This window comes from Nocardia sp. NPDC101769, from assembly GCF_044766925.1.
Lineage (GTDB): Bacteria > Actinomycetota > Actinomycetes > Mycobacteriales > Mycobacteriaceae > Nocardia.
This window is the reverse complement of record NZ_JBIWMX010000024.1, coordinates 109,601-131,087: the sequence shown is the minus strand read 5'-3', so window position 1 is coordinate 131,087 and position 21,487 is coordinate 109,601. Positions and strand designations below refer to the sequence as shown.

The window sequence follows — 21,487 nt, the reverse complement described above, 5'->3', positions numbered from 1 at the left end:
TCTCGACCCCTCCAGACTCCCGGACGGGGAGGTCGGTTTGTTGAGATTTGCGGTACTGGGCGAGGTCCGCGCATGGCGTGGGGACGCGCCCTTGGATCTGGGTCCGCCGCAGCGCCGCGCCGTGCTGGCGGCACTGCTCCTGCGCGAGGGCAAGGCGGTCACCGCCGCCGAGCTCGTCGAAGGGATCTGGGGCGAGGACCCGGTGCTGCGGGCCGTGCCCGCGCTGCGCACCCACGTGGCCAAACTGCGGCGTGAACTGGAACCCGACCGCGTCAACCGCGGGCCCTCCACCCTGCTGATCTCCATCGGCGACGGCTATGCCCTGCGACTCCCGCACGGGCGCACCGATATTCACGACGTGGAGGGCGAGGTCGCCGCGGCGGAGCGGCTGCGCTACGAGGATCCGGGCAGTGCCCGCGACACCCTGGAGTCGGCGCTGACCCGCTGGCAGGGCGCCGCACTGGGCGGGCTGCCGGGGCCCTATGCCGAGCGGCAGCGGGCGCGGCTCGAACAGTGGCGGCTTTCGATCCTCGAGGACCGCCTCGCCCTCGATATCGAAACCGGCCGCAGCGCCGAGGCGGTCGCCGAACTCGGGCCGCTCATCGAGGAGCATCCGCTGCGGGAGCGCTTCCGTGCACTGCTCATGACCGGGCTGTACCACTCCGGCCGCCAGGCCGAGGCACTCGAGGAATACGGCCGCGCCCGCCGCGCTCTGGTCGAGGGCGTCGGCGTTGAGCCCGGGCCGGAACTGAGCGACGTGCACGCGCGGATCCTGCGCGCCGAGCTGCCGCCTGTACTGCGGCCCGCCCGCGTGGTGGTCACCCCGGCCCAGTTACCGCCCGACATCGCCGATTTCACCGGCCGGTCCCGGGTCGCGGAGGAGATCGCGGCCCAGCTCACCGGCGACGGACCGGCGGTGGCCATCTCGGCCGTCGGCGGCATGGGCGGGGTCGGCAAGACCACCCTCGCCCTGCACATCGCCCATCAGGTGCGCGACCGGTTCCCCGATGGACAGCTGTATGTGAACCTACGCGGCGTCGACCCCGAACCGATCCCACCCGGGGATGCGCTGGGCGGATTCCTGCGCGGGCTCGGAGTGGCCGAGGGCGATATCCCGCCCGCAGTGGACGATCGGGCCGCGTACCTGCGAACGCTGTTGAGCGACAAGCGGATTCTGGTGGTGCTCGACAATGCCCGCGACAGCGCCCAGGTAGCGCAGCTGCTGCCGGGCACCCCGGGTACCGCGGTGCTGATCACCAGCCGTTCCGCACTCACCGAACTGCCCGCGGTGCGGCGCACCCGCCTCGACGTGTTCGAGCGCGAGGAGGCCATGACGCTGCTGACCCGCATCCTGGGCGCCGAACGCGTTGCGGCCGAACGGGATGCGGCCTACGCGGTGATCGAGCAGTGCGCCTGCCTGCCGCTGGCGGTGCGCATCGTCGGCGCGCGGCTGGCGGTGCGGCCGCAGTGGACCATCGCCTCGCTGGCCGATCGGCTGGCCGACGAGAGCCAGCGCCTCGAGGTGCTGCAAACCGGTGACCTCACCCTGGAAGCGGCCTTCCGCCTCGGCTACGGACAGCTGAACACCGAGCAGGCCAGGGCGTTTCGCATGCTGGCCCGGGCCGATGTACCGGACTTCCCGGTCGACGGGGCCGCGGCGCTGCTGGGCGTGCCGGTGGCGCGGGCCGAGCTGGTGTGCGAATCGCTGGTGGATCTGAGCCTGCTGGAGACGCCCGCGCCCGGTCGCTACCGCTTCCACGACCTGCTACGGCTGTTCGCGGTCCGGCTGGCCGGGACCGCCGCGAACCGCGATATCGGCGAACGGGAGTCGGAGATCGTGGTCCGGCTGCTGGACTACTACCTGGCCAGCACCAAGAACCTGCTCGGTGCGCTGGATTACAGCAACACCACGCTGCTGCTGGTGCCCACCACCGTGCCGGGCCACACCTTCGCCGGTGGGGCGGAAGGCCAGTCCTGGAACGATGTCGAGCGGCCGGTGATCATCGCGCTGCACCGCCAGGCGGCCCGGCTCGGCGGGCAGGCGGTGGCGCTGGCGGCCGATCTGGCCTGGGTGATGTCGGAGCTCATGGACACCGGCAGCCGCGCTCGCGAGTTCGCCGACGGCCTGAAGGCCCTGCTGGACACCGCGATCCGCGACGGCGACCACGCCAGCGCGCGGCGGCTGCGGGTGGCGCTGGGCGCCATGATGCAGATCGGGCTGGGCGAGGTGGAGGCGAGTCTGGAGTTCCTGCAACCGATTTCGCAGCCCGCCGACGATGCCGAGCGGCGGTTGCAGGTGCTGGCCGAGATCCTGCTCGGGGTGGCGGATCGGCGCACAGGCAATACCAAGGACTCGCACCGGCACTACGCCAATGCCATCGCCTGGACCCGCGCGCTCGACGATCGGTCGCTGGAGGCGTGGATCCTGGCCCTGGCCACCCGCACGCTGTGTGAATCCGGCCAGTACGCGGAGGCGGTGGCGGTGGCCGAGCGTGCCATCGCGCTGGCCCAGGAGTCGTCGAACGCGGTCGCGCTGGGCTGGGCCACCCACGAATTGGCCGCCACCCGTTCGATGCTCGGCGAGCACGCGCCGGCACTGGAACTGGCCGAGGACGCGGTGCGCATGACCCATCGCAATGGCGTGCGCCTATGGGAGGGCTGGGCGCGTACCCGGCTGGCCCAGATCCACCTGCGGGCCGGGAACGCCGCCGCCGCGGAATGCGAGGCCACCCAGGCCCTGCGGCTGCTGAGCAAGGCGGCCGATCCCCTCGACCGGGCGCGTGCGCTGTCCCTGCGCGCCACCGCCCGCACGGCACGCGGCGATCACGAGGCCGCCGCCCGCGAGCACGCCGACGCGGCCGAGATCTTCCGCCGCGCCGGGCTGCCCGCACCGACCCTGGCGACGCTGTTCGCACCGGGACCGGCCATCGGATAGAGAACGTTTATTCGCTTTTTATCGGCCCGTGGAAGCGTGCACGCACGCGGGTTCCCCGGGTCTGCAACACCCGGGGCACTCGCGCGCGATGAGAGGGCACGTCCCGCGTGCGTACGAGGGGTACGCATCCGGCTCATGCAGATCGGACAGCCGCCGCCGCACCGGTCGGCGGCGCGTCCGGCCCACTCCCCGAACCTAGGACCGATCCGCGTCCAGGCGCGCACCCAGCGTGCGCAGGTGCGCGGTGGCGCCGCCCGCCTCGAACTCGGCGCGTTTGGCCGCGGTGAAGTAGCGCTGCATCGGATAGTCCAGGTAGATGCCGGTGCTGGCGTGGATGTGGACGGCGGTGTGGGCGACGCGGTGGCCGGCCTCGGCCGCCCAGAATTTCGCCACGTCGACCTCGGATTCCGCCGGGAGCCCATGGGATTCGCGCCAGGCGGCCTGCCAGAGGGTCAGGCGGACGGCCTCGACGTCGATATAGGCGTCGGCCAGGCGCTGGCGCACGGCCTGGAACGAGCCGATGGGTTTGTCGAATTGCTTTCTGGTGCGGGCATATTCGCAGGTCATCTCCAGGGCGCGTTCGAGGATGCCGAGTTGCAGCGCGCAGGCGGCCACCGCCGCGCGACGCCGGGCCCAGGCGGCGGCCTCGGGCGCGGAGATCGCATCCTGATCCGGGACCTGCACATCACACAGTTCCAGCACCGCCGCGTCCGTTCCGTTCACCACGTGCTGCCCGGTCACGGTGACGCCGTCGGCGCCCCGATCCAGCAGGAGCAGCGTCGAATTCGCGCCGCACCGGGCTTCGACGAGGAATCCGTCCGCGAAGGCCGCGTCCGCGACCACCGACTGCAAACCCCGGATACGCCAGCCGGTCCCGCCGCGCTCGGCCTCGAACGCGACGAAGTCACGCGCGAGCACCGGCGCCAAGGTCGTCTCGCCGCGCAGCAGCGGCCGCACCCAGCGCTGCACCTGCGCGTCGTCGCCGAACTCGGCCAGTGTCGCCGCGACCACCGCGATACTCGTGGAATACGGTGCGGGAGCGACGGTCCGGCCGATCTCGGTCAGTACGCCACACTGTTCCAGCAATCCGTAACCGCCGCCGTTCACGCGCTCGGGCAGCGCCGCGTCCAGCAGGCCCGCGCCCGCCATGGCCCGCCACAGGTCCGGATCGAATCCGGTGTCGCCGGGCCGGGGATGGCGGCCGGCCCAGTCGGCGAACAGCTCGCGAGCCAGTCCGGACAGTTCCCGCTGCGCGTCGGTGTATTCGAAATCCATGGTGCTACTCCTCTTCTCAGCGGGTGACGGGCAGGCCGAGGGCGGTCTTGGCGATGATGTCGCGCTGCACCTCGTTGACGCCGCCGCCGAAGGTGAGGATGAGCGCGGACCGGTGGAAGCGTTCGATGCGCCCGCGCAGCAGCGCGCCCGGGGAATCCGCGCGGATCACCGCCTCGGCGCCGAGCACCTCCATGAGCAGCCGATACCCCTCGGTGGCGAACTCGGTCCCGAAGACCTTGGTGGCGGAGGCATCCGCCGGGCCCAGCGCACCACGATCGGCCGCCCACGCGGTCCGCCAGTTGCGCAGCTTCAGATATTCGGCGTGCGCGTGCACGCGAGCCAGGTGCAGCCGCACCCATTCGGCGTCCATGACCCGGGAGCCGTCGGGCAGGACGGTGGCGCGCGCCCACTCGGTCACCTGCCGCAGCGATTCCTGCAGGGGCGCGGCCGAAGCCAGCGCCACGCGTTCGTGATTGAGCTGATTGGTGATCAGCGCCCATCCCTGGTTCTCCCCGCTCACCAGGTTGGCGGCGGGCACCCGGACCTCGGAATAGTAGGTGGCGCTGGTGCCGACCCCGGCCATGGTGTGCACCTTGGTCCACGAAAAGCCCTGGGCCGCCGTGGGAACGATGAAGATCGACAGGCCGGCGTGCTTGCCGGCGCTCGGATCGGTGCGCGCGGCCAGCCACACGTAGTCGGCGTATTCGATGAGGCTGGTCCACATCTTCTCGCCGGTGATGACGTACTCGTCCCCGTCGCGTACGGCGCGGGTGCGCAGCGCGGCCAGATCCGTCCCGGCGCCCGGCTCGGAATAGCCGATGGAGAAGTGCACGTCGCCGCGGGCGATCCTCGGCAGGAAGTACGCCCGCTGCTCCGCGGTGCCGTAGCGCATGATGGTCGGCCCGACCGTGTTCACCGTGAGGTAGGGCACCGGCACGCCCGCGGCGGCGGCCTCGTCCAGAAAGATCAGCTGGTCGAGCATCGGACGGCCCTGTCCGCCATGCTCTTCCGGCCAGCCCAGGGCCAGCCAGCCGTCCGCACCCAGCCGGCGCACCACATCCTTGTAGACGGTCCCGTCGCCGTGCTCGCCACCGGGACCCGAGCGCAGCGCCGCCCGCACCTCCGGGGTCACGAGATCGGCGAAATACTCGCGCAGCCGTTTGCGCAGCCGGTTCTGTTCATCGCTGAAACTGATGTGCATAGGCTGAAAGGTAGGAAGCCGCGAGGCCGGATCCGCCCGGCTGGCAGGAAGCTGCCAGATCCACCGGGAGCGACCGGTCCCCGTGCCACGATCGGGGAAGTGATGCAGCGACAGCAGACCGGCACCCTGGCCACCGGCATCGTCCGGTTCAGCCAGGAGGGGCACTGGGATCAGGACGTCCACCACCTGCTCCGCCATGCCCGGCGGGAGGCGGTGGTGGCGGTCTCCAATCCCACCCACTCCAGTGATCACCTGCGGCTCGGGCAGGTCGTCGTCGACGACCTGCTGGCCGCGGGCAAGCAGGTGCGGCTGCTCTACTCCCCCGACTATCTGGAACTGCGCGACCGCCGGCCCCTGCTGCGGCATTCCTCGCAGGGCGCGCAGATCCGCGTCACCGACAACGACTTTCACAATGTGCTGATCATCGACCGCACCGTCGCGGTCCTGTGGAGCGGCGCGGGAGCCGACCACCCGTACGCCTACCTGGTCCGCGAACCGGCCCTGCTGCGCGCGCTGCACCAGTTCGCCCTGCTGAGCTGGCAGTCCGGCCACGGCCTGGCCGGGCACCTCGACACCGTGGGCGTCGAGATCACGCCCACCGCCCGCGCCGTGCTCAATACCCTCAACCTCGGGCTGATCGACGAGGCCGCCGCCCGCCGGCTGGGCATGTCGCTGCGCAGCTACCGCCGCCACATCGCCGACCTCATGATCCGCCTCGAGGTGCGCAGCCGCTTCCAGATCGGTGTCCGCGCAGCACAACTCGGCCTCCTCGACGACACCCCGCACCCTGTCGCATCCCCCTGACACCGCCGGTACCCCTGCCGATAGCACCGGTGAACCGCGAGCCTCTCGCGGTGGTTGCGGGCTCGCGCCGAGTACCTGGCTGGGGCGGCGAAGAGTGTTGCCGGGCAGCGGTTTCGGCGTCGATATTGGCTGAATGAACGTGGTGGCCGCGCTCCGGCTCAATATGACCAATGTCAACGACCCGGCGGCCGGGCATCGCGAGCGGTACCGGGCCGCGCTGGAGATGGCGGAGTACGCCGATCGGGTGGGGTTCGCGGTCGTCAATTGCGAAGAGCACCACGGGTCGGGGACCGGGTGGTTGCCCGCGCCGCTGCTGCTGGCCGCCGCGGTGGCGGCGCGGACCGAGCGGATGCGGATCAGCATCGGCGCGCTGCTGGTGCCGCTCTACGAGCCGGTGCGGCTGGCCGAGGACCTGGCGGTACTGGACAATCTGTGTGGCGGACGGCTGACCGTGGTCGCCGGAATCGGTTACCGGCCCGAGGAATACGTCGCCCTGGGCCGGGATTTCACGCGGCGGGGCAAGCTCATGGACGAGGCGCTGGAGCTCCTGCTCGCGGCCTGGCGGGACGAACCCATCCAGCGCCACGGGCAACCGTTCGACGTCACGCCCAAGCCCTGCAGCACACCCCATCCGCAACTGCTCATCGCCGGGATGAGCGCGGCGGCCGCGCGCCGGGCGGCGCGGTTCGGGCTGCCGCTGTCGCTGCCGATGGCCATGCCGGAGGTGGAGGAGCTCTATTACCGCGAGCTGGCGCGTTGCGGCACAGCGGGTTTCGTCCACAAGCCCGAACCCGGCAGCAAACTCACCCTGCTGCACACCGATCCGGACGCGGCCTGGCACAGCTACGGCCCGCACATTCTGACCGAGATCCGGGAGTACGCGTCGTGGCGGCGGGACGGGGTGCCGCGCCCACACGAGACGGTGCCGGATTCGGTCGAAGCGCTACGGGCGCACGGCTACCTGGAGATCCTCACCCCCGGCGAGCTGCGGGACCAGATCGCGGGCGGCCGTACCGAAATCCTGATCAACCCCCTGATCGGCGGGCTGCCGATCGAGGAGGGCTGGGCCGCCCTGCGCCTGCTCGGCGACGAGGTGCTCTCGCGTATCGAGCTCGCTCCCGCCGTCGGCTAGCCGACCAGCATCGCCCGACCACGGTGACCCGCACCAATTTTCGCTCCGAAGTACCCGATCGCTAGGACAAGCATGACCGATCTGCGCCCCGGCCGGCTCACGGCCGCCGCCAAGAAATTCCTGACCTGGGACCCGAACCCGGCCATCTTCGGTGTCACCATTCCCTGCCCGGTGCCGGTGGCGATGGGGCTGGAAGAGGCTCAGCGGCTGGTCAATACCCTGATCGACACTCACGAGGCCCTGCGCAGTCGCTACAGCTACGGCGAGGGCGCGGCCTGCGAGATCGAACCCGAATCCGGTGGCGTCATCGACCCGGCCCGCGTCGACGTGCGGACCATCGATATCGAGGGCCTCGACCCCGGCGCGCTCATGGAGCTGATCGAGGCGGAGTCCGCCCGGGCCGACCTGCGGCTGGATCCGCCCGCCGGGAAGGTCGTCACCGCGGTACTGCTCACCCGCTCCCACGACGTGAACATTCTGCTGTTCACCGCCCACCATGTCGCCATCGACGGCGTCGCCATGTGGGTGCTGTGGGACGACATCGCCACCTACGTCCGGCAATGGGAAGCGGGAGAGCCGATCTCACTGCCACCCGAGACCACCACCGGCTCGGAGTGGGCGGAGTTCCTCGACGGCTACGCGCCCACGCGGGTGGGTGAGCGGGACTACTGGCTGGCGGCCTCCGACAGCGAACCCAATCAGCAGATCCGTTCGGCCACACCGAAATCGGCGCACTTCGACGGCGTCATCGATGGCGCCCTCGCCCAGCGGCTGCTGGTGGAGCTGCCCGCCGCCTACGACGCCACCTACACCCGGATCCTGCTCGTGGCACTGGGACTGGCCATGGAGGACGCCACCGGCGGGGCACGGTCCATCCAGGTGCAGAAACACGGCCGCTACAGCCGTCTGCGGCCGGGCACCGACCTGTCGCGCACGGTCGCCTGGATCTCCGACGACTACCCCTGGCTACTGCGGCCGGTATCGGGCAGCCTCGAGACGCGGTTGCGCGACGCCATCGCCGCCTATCCCCCGCACCCGGAGGACTTCACCCTGCTGTGCTGGCATCACCCCGAAAGCTGGCCGCACTTCCTGACCTTCAACTTCCCCAAGTTCTACTTCAACTTCCTCGGCGATGTGGGCGTGTGGATTCCGGACGCGCAGTCGCGCGAACAGTCCCGGCTGACCATGTTCGATCTGAGCATGTTCCTCGGCACCAGCAAGCCCGAAGGCGTTGAGCAGGTGCACTATTCGGTGCACTCGCCGGACGGCGGACTGGGGGCCGAGCGGATGCGGGCCATCGTCACCCGGTGGCTGTCGATCCTCGAGACCGTGGAGGTGCGATGAGCAGGATCATCCTGGTCGGCATCGGCAGTCGCGGTGACATCGCCCCGCTGACGGGACTGGGTGTGGGACTGCGCGACGCCGGGCACGAGGTCGTGGTGGCCTCGCACTGGATGTTCGCCGAGCAGATCACCGGGTGCGGGCTCGAATTCCGGCAGATGCCGCTCAATATCGACATCGATATGACCGACACCGATATCAACCGGCTCGCGGCGGGCTGGAAGTTCGCCTCCCCCAACGGCGTTCGCAGCATGGGACTCGGCATGATCGAGGCGCTGCTCGACGAGCCCGCCGACGTGCTGCTGCTGCCGCCGCCGACCGAGTACGCGGGCCTGCCACTGGCCGAGGCCAAGGGCATCCCCGCGATCGGCCTGCGGTTCCAGCCGCTGTCCGCGACCGCCGCCCACGCCCCGGCCGCCCTGGGCGCCTACGACTTCGGCGCGCTCGGTAACCGGCTGGCGGGCGACTTCGGCGCCTGGTTCAACGACCGCTTCTACGCTCGCACCATCGCCGGGTTCCGCCGCGAACTCGGACTGTCGCCCACCTCCGTCTTCGACCTGCGCCGCGGCCGGACCGCGGCCGAATGGCCCATCCTGAACGGCTTTTCACCCAGTGTCGTGCCGCGCCCGGGCGATTGGCGGCCCGGCCTGGAGGTGACCGGGTACTGGTGGCCGCCGCGCCCCGACGACTGGCAGCCGCCCGCCGACCTGGTCGACTTCCTCGACGCCGGACCGGCTCCGGTCTTCCTCGGCTTCGGCAGCATGGTCGACAGCGCCGCGGGCAGCGCCAAGATGTCGGCGATCATCGGCGCCGCGCTGCGGCGGGCGGGCGTGCGCGGCATCGTGCAGACCGGCTGGCTGCAGCTCGATGTCGCCGGCGACGATGTGCTGACCATCGGTGAGGTGCCGCATGATTGGCTGTTCCCTCGCATGTCGGCGCTGGTCCACCACTGCGGCGCCGGAACCACGGCCGCGGGCCTGCGCGCGGGCGTGCCGGCCATCGGCGCGCCGGTGTACGCCGACCAGCCGTTCTGGGCGCGACGCCTGATCGATGTCGGCGTCAGCCCGGCCACCATCCCCTACTCGACGATGTCCGGGGACCGGCTCACCGCCGCGCTCCGGCGGGTCACCACCGATACCGCCCTGCGCGACAATGCCACTCGGCTCGCCGCCCGGATCGCCGCGGAGGACGGCGTCGGCCTCGCCGTGAAGGCCATCGAGGCCCACCTGGCCGCACACGGGAAGGGCTGATCCACCACTCACCCTGTGCCCGAGAGCGGTCCGCCCCGCCCGGACACCGCGTGCGCCGGATTCCATGCCCCGACTGTGGTTAGATTGCGCGCAGTTTCGCCTGGTGTTTGCTATGCATCAATCCCATTAGCGCTGATCAGCGGCGGAGGCGGGCCATTTGAGCGTGCTGCGCGGGCACAAGACACTGATGTCGAACCTGGCTCTGATCCTGCTACTCGCAGTCGGGGCGGCGTATCTGGCGATCCATGTGGCGCGGGTGCGCGCACCCGGCAGCAGCTATACCGTCACCGTTCAGCTGGACCGCACCGGCGGTTTGCAGGCGGGTAACGACGTCACCTGGCGTGGGTACCGGGTGGGATCGGTCAAAGCGATCGAGATCAGCGAGGGCGGCGCCGTGGTGTCGGCGGTCACGGAAATCGACAAGCGGTACCGGATTCCGGCCAATGCCGAGATCGCGGTCTCGGCGCTGTCGGCGGTGGGCGAGCAGTACATCGACTTCCGGCCCAATACCGACAATCCGCCCTATCTGCACGATGGGCAGGTGGTGCGATTCGACCCCGGCAAGATCACCACGCCGACACCCGTCTCGCAGACGCTGACGAACACCAGCGAGCTCATCGCGCAGATCGATCCGGACAAGCTGGCGGTGATTCTCGACAATCTGGACACCGCGCTCAGCGGCGGGCCCGATCAGCTGCGCGGACTCATCGACGGATTGAGCATCGCCACCACGGGTTTGGACAACCGGCTGCCACAGACGGTCAGCCTCATCGAGAATCTGCACGTCATCGCGGGCACCACCTCGCACGCGCAGCCCGATCTCGGCACGCTGACCCGCAATGCGTCGATCCTGGTCGTCCAGGCCCGCGCCGCCGACGCCGAATTGCGGCAACTCCTCGACCGCACACCCGGACGGCTGCGCGTCGTCGACGCGGTACTTGACCGGAACATGGATCCGATCCAGAGCCTGGCCACCACCATGTCCGCCATCGTGCGGGCCGCGCTGCTGCGGAAGCCCGCGCTGCGCGCACTGTTCCCGGCGTTGGTGGTCGGATCCTCCGCCATAGGCGTGCCCGCCCACGACGGCGAGTTCTACACCATCGTGGACACCTGGATGCGGCCCTGGTGCGAGTATCCGACCCGGACCGTGCCCGTGTTCATCGCCACCGATCCCGTCTTCAGCCGCTGGAACTACTGCGACCATCCGCCCGACGACCAGCAGATTCGCGGATCCGCCAACGCGCCGCGCCCGGATGTCGCCAACAATGGCGCGCACCGGCCGACCGGAGTCGACCCGAATCAGCGCACGCTGCCACCTGTTCGGTGAATTCGGGCGTGTCGGCGCGCCTGTCGCGGCCTATCCCGCGAATCTCGATTTCCACCAGTCAGAATGATCATCGGTACCCAGTGGTCCCATGCTTGTGCCAACGAAGAATGTCCGTTTGCCCTGAGAGCGGCATCGAACAGGGTGGCGGGCCAAGGCTAGGAGAGGGTCGAAACTCGATGATGAGCAGAAGTTCCCTCGGCTTGGCGGCGCGATCGGCGGTCATCGCCGGTGTGGCGGTCGCAGGATTCGCGGCGGCGCCCGCGCAAGCCGAACCATTGTGGCCCGGCGGTCCGGACGTTCCCGGTGTTCCGGCGATCGTCCCCGGCATCGCACCCAGCGATGTCAACGCGCCGTGCCAGACGGCGGGTGCTCGCGCCTGCCTCAAGCTCGGCAGCAACGAAGCGTGGCTGATGGACAACGGCAAGGTCGTCTTCGGCCCCACGCCCATCTCACACGGCATGCCCGGATTCGAGACGCCGCCGGGCGTGTTCCACGTGTCGTTCAAGGAGCCGTTCCACTGGAGCACCATGCACAACGCTCCGATGGAATACGCGGTGTTCTTCAACGGGGACATCGCCTTCCACATCGGACCGGTGGACAAGAAGTCGCACGGCTGCATCCGCATGACGCCGGACGGCGCGCGCGAGTTCTTCAACTACCTGAACCCGGGTGACATCGTCGAGGTCGTGCCGTAACGGCGACGGGAATGCGTGTGCGAGCCCCCTCCGGCGCCTGTCCGGAGGGGGCTCGCTGATGTCCGGGTCGCGCCGGACATCAGCGCGGCTAGGCCGGGCAGTTGTGGTACGAGGTCACCAGCCAGCGGCTGTCACGCTGGATCAGGGCCCAGGTGGCCACGATCCAGCCGTCGGCCGGCGGCTCGGTCTCCCCCGCCATCACCACCGCGCTGCGGCTGACCACGATGGCGGTGCCGGGGGTCGGGAACCGGACCAGCTGCGGTTCGTCGACGGTGTGCGAATCCCGCAGCGGGCCTGCGAAACCGGCGGCCATGGAGGTCCGGACCGCCTCGCGGCCCACGTTCACCACGCCCCGCACGACGGAGGTGGCGTCGGGGTCGTAGTCGGCGACGAAGGCGTCGGCGTCATTGGCGGCCCAGGCGCGGTAGAGGTTGGTCAGGACGTCGAGGACGGCCTCGCGGTCGGTCTGTACGGCGGTGTCGGTCATGGTTTCCTCCTCGGATCGCGGCCGCGGTGAGCGGCTCACGAGTACCTACCGGCGGGCCGTGCCCGATTCATCGCTGCGGGTGTACAAAGTTCGGCAGGGCCTGGATTCAAGGAGTATGAGCATGGCGAACGTGGACTTCGAGGCGGACACCGGCCGCTACCGACGGGAATTGCTCGCGCATTGCTATCGCATGCTCGGGTCGGTGCAGGACGCCGAGGATCTGGTGCAGGAGACGTACCTGCGGGCCTGGCGGGCACGCGACAGCTACGACGAGAAGCGGGCCGGGATGCGGACCTGGCTGTACCGCATCGCGACCAACGCCTGCCTGACCGCGCTCGAACAGCGCGGGCGGCGGCCCATGCCCTCCGGACTCGGCCACGAACCCGGTGACGATCCGCGCGAGGCGCTGGTGCACGGCGGGGAAATCCCTTGGCTGCAACCGATTCCGGACGCGCTGCTCGGCGATCCGTCGGAAGCCGCGGTGGCCCAGGGCAGTCTGCGGCTGGCGCTGGTCGCGGCCATGCAGCAGCTGCCCGCCCGGCAGCGGGCGGTGCTGGTGCTGCGCGAGGTGCTCGACTGGCCGGCCGCCGAGGTGGCGCGGGCGCTGGACATGACCCCGGCGGCGGTGAACAGCGCGCTGCAGCGGGCTCGGAAAACGCTGAGCCAGAGCGGTATTCGCGAGGACGAGGTGTCCGAGAGCGCTGAGCAGCGGGCCGTCGTCGACAGCTATGTCGCCGCCTTCCGCAATGCCGATCTGGCGGCGCTGGAGAAGCTGCTGTCCGACGACGTGATCATGGAGATGCCGCCCATGCTCAATTGGTACGTCGGGCGCGCGGACTACATCGGGTTCATGGCGCGCGTCTTCGACATCAACGGCAGCGATTGGCGTCTGGTGCCGATCGGTGCCAATGGCCAGCCGGCACTGGCGGCCTATGTCCGCGACGGCGACGGGTACGCCCTGCACACCGTGCAGATCTTCACGATTCGCGACGGCCTGGTCACCAACCTGATCGCCTACCAGGTCGAGGAGATCTTCCGGCTCTTCGAGCTGCCGGCCCGATTGCCCTGAGCCTCAGTCGTCGTCACCGGACGACGCCAGCAGGCCGTGGCCGTGGGCGAAGGCCGCGGCCTCGGTCCGGCTGGCCACGCCGAGCTTGGTGAGAATCCTGGAGACGTGCACACCCGCGGTGTTGGCGCTGATGAACAGCTCGGCCGCCAGGCCGCGATTGCTCATGCCCTTGGCGACCAGCCGCAGCACATCCAGCTCGCGCGGAGTCAGGCCGTGCCGGCCGGACATGGTGCCGCCCTGCGGTTTCGGCGCTTCCGCCGTTCGCCCGGAGGTCAGGCGGGCCCGGTCGGCCAGCCGGGCGGCCGCCTCCTGCAGCGGCACCGCACCCAGCCGGGCGGCGATCTCGGCGGCTTCGCGCACGGCGAGGTCCGCGTTCGCTCGATTCCCTTCGGCCGCATACGATTCCGCCGCGTCCAGGAGCGAGGCGGCGATCTCGTGCGGCCGCTCGACGGCGCGCCAGGCGGCGACCGCCTCCGACCAGCGTGCCGCCGAACCGGCCAGCCGCGCGGTGAAGACGGCACGATAGGCGGCATCGACCGGCGACATCGCGGGCAGCGTGTCGCCCAGGGCGAGCAGTTCCGCGGGCGCTCCGGCGGTTCGAGCGGCCAGCACCACCAGCGGCCACGCGTCGTGCGGATGCGCGAACAGGGTTGCGACACCGTCCCCTTCGGCGAGCGCGCCGGCCAGCACCGCCGCCGACCCCGTCTCGTCGCCCGCCGCCAGGTCCACGGCGCAGTTCAACGCGACGAGTTCGAGCCGATACTGCGCTGCCCACCGGCTGTCACCGAGCAACCGCCCGGCCCCGGCCGCCGCTTCCCGTGCCGCACCGATGTTCCCTTCCGCCAGGGAGATTCGCGCGAGACACAAGGTCAGCGCCGCCCGGCTGAGCGGCGGCAACTGGTCGAACTGTGTCTCGTCGACCACGGCCCGGGCCTCGTCCCAGCGGCCGAGCGCGGCGAGCGCCTGCGCCCATTTGACGAACAGGATCGGCGCGGACTCGGAGAACCGGAACGACTCGTGCGCGGCCCGCAGTCCCTGCCGGACGGCGGCGATGGCGGCGTCGTACCGCCCGGCCGCGACCAGCACCGCCGATTCCCAGGTGGCGACATCCACCACGATCCGCGCGTCCCCGGCCGCGGCGGCCGCCCGGTGGGCTTCGGCGAAATGATTCAGCGCCCAGTCGGTTTCGTTCGAGGCCGCCGATTCCGGCCCGGATGAACCATCCCCCGCCACCTCCGCCGCGGCGGCCCCCGCCAGCCCGAGATGGGCGTGCGCCCGCGCCACGAGGGCGTCCGCCCCCAGTCGCTGGGCAATAACCAGCGCCGCACGGGCGTCCGCCGCCGACCCGGCCGCGTCCCCTCGGAAGATCCGCGCGGAGGCCGATTGCACCAGCGCCTCCGCCCGTTCCGCACCGGCCCCCGGCACCGGCAGCAGCTCCAGCGCGCGCGCCAGATCCGTGCCCGGTCCGGCCCCGGTGGTCCCGCGCAGGTACGCCCGCCGCCGATACATCCGCGCCACCCGCTCGACCTCGCACCGGTCGGCGTCCGCATCGGCCGCGCGCTCGCCGTCGTCCCGGCCGGCCGCGCGGCGGCGCGAGCTCGATTCGGTACCGCCGGTGGCGGACTCGGCCGGCGCGATGTCGCCGACCGGGTCGAGCAGGGCCAGCGCCGCGTCGGCGGCGGCGATGCCACGCTCGGTCGCGCCACAGGCGACCGCGACATCGACGATCCGTTCCAGAACAGCCAGTTTCGTGGTGGGCAGGATCTGTTCGGCATCGGGCACCCGGTCCCACAGGACGAGGATCTGTTCGAGGAGCCGGAGGCGTTCCGGGTGGGTGGCGGGGACGGCGGTGGCGGCCGACCAGTAGGCGCGCAGGGCCTGCTCCAGGTCCCCGGCGGCGCGGGCGTGGCGGGCCAGGTCGGCACGGGATTCGGCGTCGAGGGCCTCGCCGCGGGCGCGCAGTACCGCGGCCGCGCGGGCGTGCAGGCGGGTGCGCTCGCCGGGCAGTAGCCGGTCGTAGATGGCCTGGCGGATGAGGCCGTGCCGGAATTCGTAGCCGGTCTCGGTGGTGTGCAGCAGGTGGCGGTCGACCAATTCCCGTAGGGCGCGGTGTAGTTCGTCCGTGGGTAGGTCGACGGTGGCGTCGAGCAGTTCGTGGTGGATCGGGGAGCCGAGGACGGCGGCCTGGGGAACCACGGCGAGAGCGTCTGCGGAGAGCCCGGATTGGAAGCCGAGCAGCAGGTCGGTCAGGTCGGCGGGCAGCTGGTCGGGGCACTGGCCGAGCGCCTCGACGAACAGCGGATTGCCGCCGCTGCGTTCGAAAACCCTGGTGATGAGCCCGGGTTCGGGCTCGCGGGCGAGCAGGGCGGCGAGCTGACGCCCTACCTCGTGACGGGTCAGCGGGTGCAGTTCCAGCACCCGCACACCCGGATTGCGGCGCAGTTCGGCGACCAGGCCGCGCAGCGGTCCGGCCTCGCCGGGACGGTAGGTGCCGACCAGCAGTGCGTCCGCGTCGGCGAGATTGGCGGACAGGAAGGTGAGCAGTTCGCGGCTGGCGTCATCGGCCCAGTGCAGGTCCTCGAGGATGAGGACCACCGGCCGGGTCATGGCCAGTTGCTCCAGCAGCGTGAGGATTTCGCCGAACAGCCGGATCCGGTCGGCCTCCGGGGCCGCGCCGCCGGTGTGGACGGCCAACTGCGGCAGCCAGTTCGCCAGCGCCGGATGCGGCGGCAGCAGCGTGGCCACCGCCTCGCCGCCGAGCTGCCGCACCAGTCCGCGCAGCACCGCGAGGAACGGCGCATAGGCCACGCCACCGGTCCCCAGCTCCGGGCAGCGACCGAGCAGCACCAGCGCCTCGGCGGCCAGCCGCTCGGTGAACTCGCCCACCAGCCGGGATTTCCCGATGCCGGCCTCCCCAGCGATCAGCACGGTCTGCGTGCCTGGGTCACCTACCGCCTCGACCAGCGCGGACACCTCTGCCGCCCGCCCAACCAGGACACTACTGCCGGGAAAACTCACCACTCCACGATCATGCCGCGACACGCACAATTCGCCCACTCGACAGGCCATTTCGCACCCCGTTCACAGCTTTGCCGGGCTAATAGTGCACGCGGCGCAATCGCCTGGGTTATCGGTATGCGGATGGGCGGGAATGACGGTCGAGAACCCGACACGGGTGTCGGTGCACGGAATGTGGGCAGTGGCTGATCCCGTAGGTGGACCGCGTTGGTGGCCGGTGATCCTGGCACTCGTCGCGACCCTGGTGGCCGCGTGCGCGGTCGTGGGATGGCTGATCGCCGGACGGGGAGACCGCTCTCCCGGCACGGTGGCGCGCGCGGATCTGAACAGCGCCCGGCTGGCGCTCATGACCGCCGTCGGCGGCAGTGCCGCACGCAACCCAGCCAAGACCGCATGCCCGGTGGGGCGGGTCGAGGGTTCCGCGTTCCGGAGCAGGTGCGGCTGCTGATCAGGGGGCGGCCAGGAATCCCTCGACGGTCCGGCGCACTTTCGAGACCGCACTGTCGTCCCCCAGGCGCAGCGCGGTATTCGCCGCTCTCAGTACCGCGTCGAGCTGGAAAGCCGCCAGATCGGTCTCCAGATCGGCGATTTCGCCGTGGTCGCGGGCGTAGGCCAGTTCACCGGCGAGCAGGTCGATCCAGTCCCGCTGATCGGCCACCAGCGCGTCGCGCACCGGCCCGGGGCGACTGTCGAATTCGGCCAGGTTCGCGGACTGGAAGCAGCCGCCCTCGAAGCGGGGGCCGGCCGCGTAGTCGATCCACTGCTCGATCAGCGCCCGGAGGCGTTCGGCGCCACGGGGTTTCGCCAGGGCGGGCCGGGTGACGGTGTCGACGAAGACCGTGCGGAAGTAGTCGATGGTGGCGAGCTGCAGGGCTTCCTTGGTGCGGAACAGGGTTTGGATGCCCGCCTTGCTCAGGCCGGTGTCGGTGGCCAGGCGACCGAAGCTCAAGCCCTCCAGGCTGTCCAGCGAGGCGATGTCCACGGCCCGGCCGAGCACCACCTTGCGGGTGCGCGAGCCGCGCAGCAGTCGCTTGTCGGTGATCTCGGTGGCGTCCGCTGCCGGAACCGGGCCTTCCATACGGCCGATCGTACTCCCGACCGCGTACCGGAAATTGTCGTGGCAATGGGCCGCGCGGCGGAAGCGGTCAATCGATATTGCCGCGCCACGTGACCCGCGCTACAGTTACGGGCCAGTAGGAACGCTGGCGTTCCCAGACAGCTGTGGAGGATTCGCGCATGATCAAGGCAACGCAACCCTTCACGGCCGCACCGATTTCCGGACCGCTGCGCGATGCGCGCGGCCTGTCCGCCGCCCTGGTCGCGCATTTCGCCGAACACGTGGCCCGCTGCGGCACCCTGCCCGGGGATGCGCTGCGCGGGGAGGTCACCGCCGTCACCCGCACCTGCCTGGAACTCGCGGCCGGGGTGCTGGAGGGCCGTGACGTGAGCGCCAAAGTCGAACGGCTGCAGCGCGCGGGCGCGGACTGGGCGCGCGAGGGCATTCCCATCGGGACCATCCACCGGGCGGTGCACGACGGCTTCGCCCTGGGTTTCGATCTCATCGTGGACGCCACCGGACCCGAGGACTACGCCCGGCTCGCGGTCACCGCGCGCCGGCTGTTCGAGGTGCTGGCCATCGTGGATTCGGCGTTCGCGGTGTCCTATGTGCGCGAGCACCGGGAGGTGGTGGCCGAGCATCACACCGCGGTGCACACGGTGGCGTCGGCCCTGCTGGCCGGGCATCCCGCCTCGACCATGGCCCGCGCCGGCGGCATCGAGATCGACGAGTCGTATTACGTGCTGGCACTGAGCATTCCGCCACATCCGGGCGAGGACGATCCCCGGGTGGACGGCGAGGTGGTGGCCCGGCGCAAGCTGCGGCGGGTCCAGTCCGAGCTGGCCCGCGGCGGTCGGGGCCGGGCGCTGTCGCTACTCAGCGCCGACGGCGGCACGGTGCTGCTGCCCGCGGCCGAGGTGACGCCCGCCGAACTCGGCGACCTGGTCGACGGATTGTCCACGGCCGCACAGGTTCCGGTGACCGCCACCGTCATCCACGCCGAGACGCACCGCATTCCGGAGGCCGCCGAGCAGGCGCACGAGCTGCTGGACATGGTGCACCGCCTGGAGTGCGCGCCCGGCCTGCACCGCTTCGACGACCTGGCTATGGAGTACCAGCTGACCCGACCGGGCCCGGCCCGCGAATACCTCGGCACCCTGCTCGATCCGCTGGACGCCTACCCGGAACTGCTGGAAACCCTGCGCCGCCATATCGGTAACGACCTGAGCCGACGGCATACGGCGCGCGTGCTGGGCGTGCACACCAATACCGTCGACAATCGGCTCAAACGGATCGGGCAGCTCACCGGATTCGATCCGGCCCAGCCGTCCGGGCTGTGGTATCTGCGGTCCGCGCTGGTGGCGCGCAGCTATCGGAAGTCCGAGCGGGTGCGGATCGGGCGGCCGGACACCATGGTCGCCAGCAGCGCGGCGAAGTGACGGTGTTCGGACAGGGCGCGCCGCGAGGCGGCCACCGACCAGACGGTGCGCACCTCCGACGGCGGCAGCGGGCGGTCGGCCAGGCGGTCGGCCAGCCAGTCCACCATCACCGGAATCGCGATGAACTGCAAGGGAAGATGCGTGCTGAGCCGGTCGCGCAGATAGTGGACGTGGGCGCCGCGGGCGTGATAGCGCCGCACGTGCGCATCGACGTCGGCGACCGCGATCACCTCGTCATTGACCCCCTGGACCACGAACAGCGGCATGGCGGGGGCCTGCGCGCCCGGCTGGATGTCGTCGAGCACCGCCCGCATCTCGGGCCTGGTCAGCAGCGCGCCGAGGCCACCTTTGATGTGCCGGTTGGCATTTCGTCCCGCATAGCGGGCCAGCAGCGGGAACGTCGCGATCGATTCGGCGCGGTCGAGCAGTTCGAGGTACTCCGCCGACACCAGGCCCTGCACACAGCCGTCCAGTTCCGGGTAGGCGCGGCGCAGCCCGGAGGTGAACACCATCGCGAATCCCGCGAAGGGAGAACCGTTCAGGCGCACGAAGGCCGAGGCTGGATCGCCCACGGGTGAGCCCGCGACCGCGCCCACGATGTCGAGTTCGGGGGCGTAGCTCGCGGCGAGTTCGGCCGCCCACACCGTGGCCAGACCGCCACCGGAGTAGCCCCACAGGCCGATTCGGGTGCGCGAATGCAGGCCCAGCGGTTCGAAACGCAGGGCGGCGCGCAGGCCGTCGAGGGTACGGTGGCCGGGCTCGCGGGCCGCGCCGAAGTGGCCGTTGATGCCCTCGTGATCGGGCACCGAGACCGCCCAGCCGCGGGCCAGTGCGGCGGCGATGAGCGGGAACTCCATCTGCGGGATGGCGCCCAGTGCGCGGGCACGGTGCTGTAAAGCGTAGGAGGGGAAGCATTTCGGCGCGACGGCGTCGATGGCGCACTGGAACGACACCAGCGGGCGATCCGCGGACGGTTCCGCGTCCCAGGGCAGCAGGACGGTGGTGACCGTCGCCTCCGGCCGGCCGTTGAGATCGGTGCTGCGGTACAGCAATTGCCAGGCTCGGACGCGCTGCGGAATGCGCCCGAACAGGCCGAGCCGCACCGATCGCGACCGCAGGATCGTGCCCGGCGCAACCGATCCCGGGTCGATCGGCGAACGGTAGAACGGATCCTCCCCGGGTAGCAGCGGATGTCCGCGCGGCGGGTCGGATTCCATTGCGAAACTCCCGGTTTCGACGGCATCGCCGATCGTCATCGTGGTCCTTTCGGAGAGAAGCCAGGGGCCGGGGCAACTCCCCGGCCTCCCTCGTGCTGGTGATTCGGGAGCGAGAGCCCCCGGACGTCGCTCAGATGTGCCCGCTGCCGCCGATCATCCAGGGGTTGAACGTGCAGACCAGGTCGGGGTGGGCGGCCGGGTCCAGGACGTGCAGCGCGATGGAGGCCGCCCGGGGCGAGTACATGATGGTGAGGTGATCGGAGAGGTCCTCGGGGCAATCCTGTTGCAGCGTGATGTTTTCCACGGAGGCGTCGGGGCCCGGGGTGAGGAAGGTCCACTCGTAGGGGTTGGAGATCTCGTCGTGGGTGGTGCCGACGGCGGTGTAGGCCACGCCGGGCACGGTGTCGCCGTCGGCATTCAGCTTGGCGTAGAACGGCGAGCCGAGGACCTGCTCGGTATTGGCCTGGCCGATCAGCGGCTCGTAGAAGCCGAGGATGTTCAGGCCGAGATCGGTGATGATGCGCCCGAGGGTGGCGATGCCGAGCAGCGAGGTGCCGTGGGTGGTCGCGCCGAAGCTGATGACCTTGCCCACTTTCTCGCGGCCGCCTTCGAATTTCAGGTACTGGGTGGTGACCGGCCCGCCCTGGGAGTGGGCGATCACATCGACCGCGGGCGCGCCGGTGGTGGCCAGCACCCGATCGACGAACTGACCGAGTTGCCGGGCGGAGTCCTCCATCGGCCCGACACCGTAGCGGCCCGGCAGGATCGGCCCGACACCGCCGCCGCCCAGCGGCGTCTCACGGCCGAAATTGAAGGCGAAGACACAGAATCCGGCGCGGGCGACCTGCGGGGCCAGGAACGAGAAGCTGTCATAGGTATTGAGCCAGGTGCCGTGCACCAGCACCACGGGGTTGGGGTGCTCCGGGCTCGGTTTGCAGTCCCAGTCATTGGATCCGGGCGGCGCGGCATCCGGGTGGGTCAGGCCGTAGCCGAAAGCGGCCAGGAAGGACGACATCTCCGGGCCCACGCCGACGGTGTCGGAGGCGGTGCTGACGGTCGCCGAGCCGGAACTGCTGCCGGAGTCGGCCATGGAATCCGGCTCGGAGCGCGCCACGCCGGTCGAGAACGCGACCGCGAAGGCGGTGGCGCTGGCGAATACGGCGCTGCCGAGGGTGCGGATGGTCGGCCTCATGAAATCTCCTACTGCGTCCGGCGGATCCGACCGAACGCGTCGAATCCG

17 protein-coding genes are annotated in these 21,487 nt (G+C 70.6%); 10 read left to right on the top strand and 7 right to left on the bottom strand.

Features of this window, described 5'->3' with window-relative positions:
• The first annotated feature begins 40 nt into the window (after positions 1 to 40).
• On the top strand, positions 41 to 2,935 hold the full coding sequence (locus ACIRRA_RS31345) for an AfsR/SARP family transcriptional regulator (RefSeq protein WP_402775598.1): 2,895 nt from the start codon (positions 41 to 43) through the stop codon (positions 2,933 to 2,935).
• A gap of 195 nt (positions 2,936 to 3,130) precedes the next feature.
• Here ACIRRA_RS31345 and ACIRRA_RS31340 read toward each other — a convergent pair whose 3' ends face one another.
• Positions 3,131 to 4,210 (bottom strand): acyl-CoA dehydrogenase family protein, encoded by a 1,080-nt coding sequence (locus ACIRRA_RS31340; protein ID WP_402775595.1) that lies wholly within the window; start codon positions 4,208 to 4,210, stop codon positions 3,131 to 3,133.
• 16 nt (positions 4,211 to 4,226) lie between these two features.
• Positions 4,227 to 5,411 (bottom strand): acyl-CoA dehydrogenase family protein, encoded by a 1,185-nt coding sequence (locus ACIRRA_RS31335; RefSeq protein WP_402775593.1) that lies wholly within the window; start codon positions 5,409 to 5,411, stop codon positions 4,227 to 4,229.
• Between the two features lie 99 nt (positions 5,412 to 5,510).
• Here ACIRRA_RS31335 and ACIRRA_RS31330 point away from each other — a divergent pair, with 99 nt between their 5' ends.
• The 6 genes from ACIRRA_RS31330 (at position 5,511) to ACIRRA_RS31305 (ending at position 11,960) form a co-directional block, all read left to right on the top strand.
• Complete coding sequence (locus ACIRRA_RS31330; RefSeq protein WP_402775590.1) at positions 5,511 to 6,215, top strand: hypothetical protein; 705 nt, start codon at positions 5,511 to 5,513, stop codon at positions 6,213 to 6,215.
• A 133-nt stretch (positions 6,216 to 6,348) separates the two neighbouring features.
• Positions 6,349 to 7,347, top strand: a complete 999-nt coding sequence (locus ACIRRA_RS31325) for an LLM class flavin-dependent oxidoreductase (RefSeq protein ID WP_402775587.1) — start codon at positions 6,349 to 6,351, stop codon at positions 7,345 to 7,347.
• A 72-nt stretch (positions 7,348 to 7,419) separates the two neighbouring features.
• Complete coding sequence (locus ACIRRA_RS31320) at positions 7,420 to 8,691, top strand: condensation domain-containing protein (protein WP_402775586.1); 1,272 nt, start codon at positions 7,420 to 7,422, stop codon at positions 8,689 to 8,691.
• Positions 8,688 to 9,938: a glycosyltransferase gene (locus tag ACIRRA_RS31315; protein WP_402775583.1), complete on the top strand. Its 1,251-nt coding sequence runs from the start codon at positions 8,688 to 8,690 to the stop codon at positions 9,936 to 9,938. The genes ACIRRA_RS31320 and ACIRRA_RS31315 overlap by 4 nt, the downstream gene beginning before the upstream one ends.
• 187 nt (positions 9,939 to 10,125) lie before the next feature.
• The gene (locus ACIRRA_RS31310) at positions 10,126 to 11,265 is read left to right on the top strand and encodes an MlaD family protein (protein WP_402775580.1); all 1,140 of its coding nucleotides are present in this window, start codon (positions 10,126 to 10,128) and stop codon (positions 11,263 to 11,265) included.
• Positions 11,266 to 11,441: 176 nt separating this feature from the next.
• A complete protein-coding gene (locus tag ACIRRA_RS31305) occupies positions 11,442 to 11,960 on the top strand; it encodes a L,D-transpeptidase (protein WP_357002434.1) in 519 nt (172 codons plus the stop codon).
• Positions 11,961 to 12,048: 88 nt separating this feature from the next.
• Here ACIRRA_RS31305 and ACIRRA_RS31300 read toward each other — a convergent pair whose 3' ends face one another.
• The gene (locus tag ACIRRA_RS31300; RefSeq protein WP_402775577.1) at positions 12,049 to 12,447 is read right to left on the bottom strand and encodes an SgcJ/EcaC family oxidoreductase; all 399 of its coding nucleotides are present in this window, start codon (positions 12,445 to 12,447) and stop codon (positions 12,049 to 12,051) included.
• A 121-nt stretch (positions 12,448 to 12,568) separates the two neighbouring features.
• Between ACIRRA_RS31300 and ACIRRA_RS31295 the strand changes: the two genes are divergently transcribed.
• A complete protein-coding gene (locus ACIRRA_RS31295) occupies positions 12,569 to 13,516 on the top strand; it encodes a sigma-70 family RNA polymerase sigma factor (protein WP_402775575.1) in 948 nt (315 codons plus the stop codon).
• A 3-nt stretch (positions 13,517 to 13,519) separates the two neighbouring features.
• Here the strand turns inward: ACIRRA_RS31295 and ACIRRA_RS31290 are convergent, their stop codons facing one another.
• Positions 13,520 to 16,537, bottom strand: a complete 3,018-nt coding sequence (locus ACIRRA_RS31290) for a helix-turn-helix transcriptional regulator (protein ID WP_402775572.1) — start codon at positions 16,535 to 16,537, stop codon at positions 13,520 to 13,522.
• Positions 16,538 to 16,715: 178 nt separating this feature from the next.
• On the opposite strand from ACIRRA_RS31290, the gene ACIRRA_RS31285 reads away from it, so the two are divergent.
• Entirely contained in the window at positions 16,716 to 16,982 is a 267-nt protein-coding gene (locus ACIRRA_RS31285; RefSeq protein WP_402775569.1) for a hypothetical protein, read from the top strand.
• Here ACIRRA_RS31285 and ACIRRA_RS31280 read toward each other — a convergent pair whose 3' ends face one another.
• The gene (locus ACIRRA_RS31280) at positions 16,983 to 17,612 is read right to left on the bottom strand and encodes a TetR/AcrR family transcriptional regulator (protein ID WP_402775566.1); all 630 of its coding nucleotides are present in this window, start codon (positions 17,610 to 17,612) and stop codon (positions 16,983 to 16,985) included.
• 158 nt (positions 17,613 to 17,770) lie between these two features.
• Here ACIRRA_RS31280 and ACIRRA_RS31275 point away from each other — a divergent pair, with 158 nt between their 5' ends.
• Positions 17,771 to 19,030: a PucR family transcriptional regulator gene (locus ACIRRA_RS31275; RefSeq protein ID WP_402775564.1), complete on the top strand. Its 1,260-nt coding sequence runs from the start codon at positions 17,771 to 17,773 to the stop codon at positions 19,028 to 19,030.
• On the opposite strand, the gene ACIRRA_RS31270 is transcribed toward ACIRRA_RS31275, so the two are convergent.
• Complete coding sequence (locus ACIRRA_RS31270; RefSeq protein ID WP_402775562.1) at positions 18,961 to 20,286, bottom strand: lipase family protein; 1,326 nt, start codon at positions 20,284 to 20,286, stop codon at positions 18,961 to 18,963. The genes ACIRRA_RS31275 and ACIRRA_RS31270 overlap by 70 nt on opposite strands.
• A 91-nt stretch (positions 20,287 to 20,377) precedes the next feature.
• Complete coding sequence (locus tag ACIRRA_RS31265) at positions 20,378 to 21,439, bottom strand: esterase/lipase family protein (protein WP_402775559.1); 1,062 nt, start codon at positions 21,437 to 21,439, stop codon at positions 20,378 to 20,380.
• Positions 21,440 to 21,487: the final 48 nt, after the last annotated feature.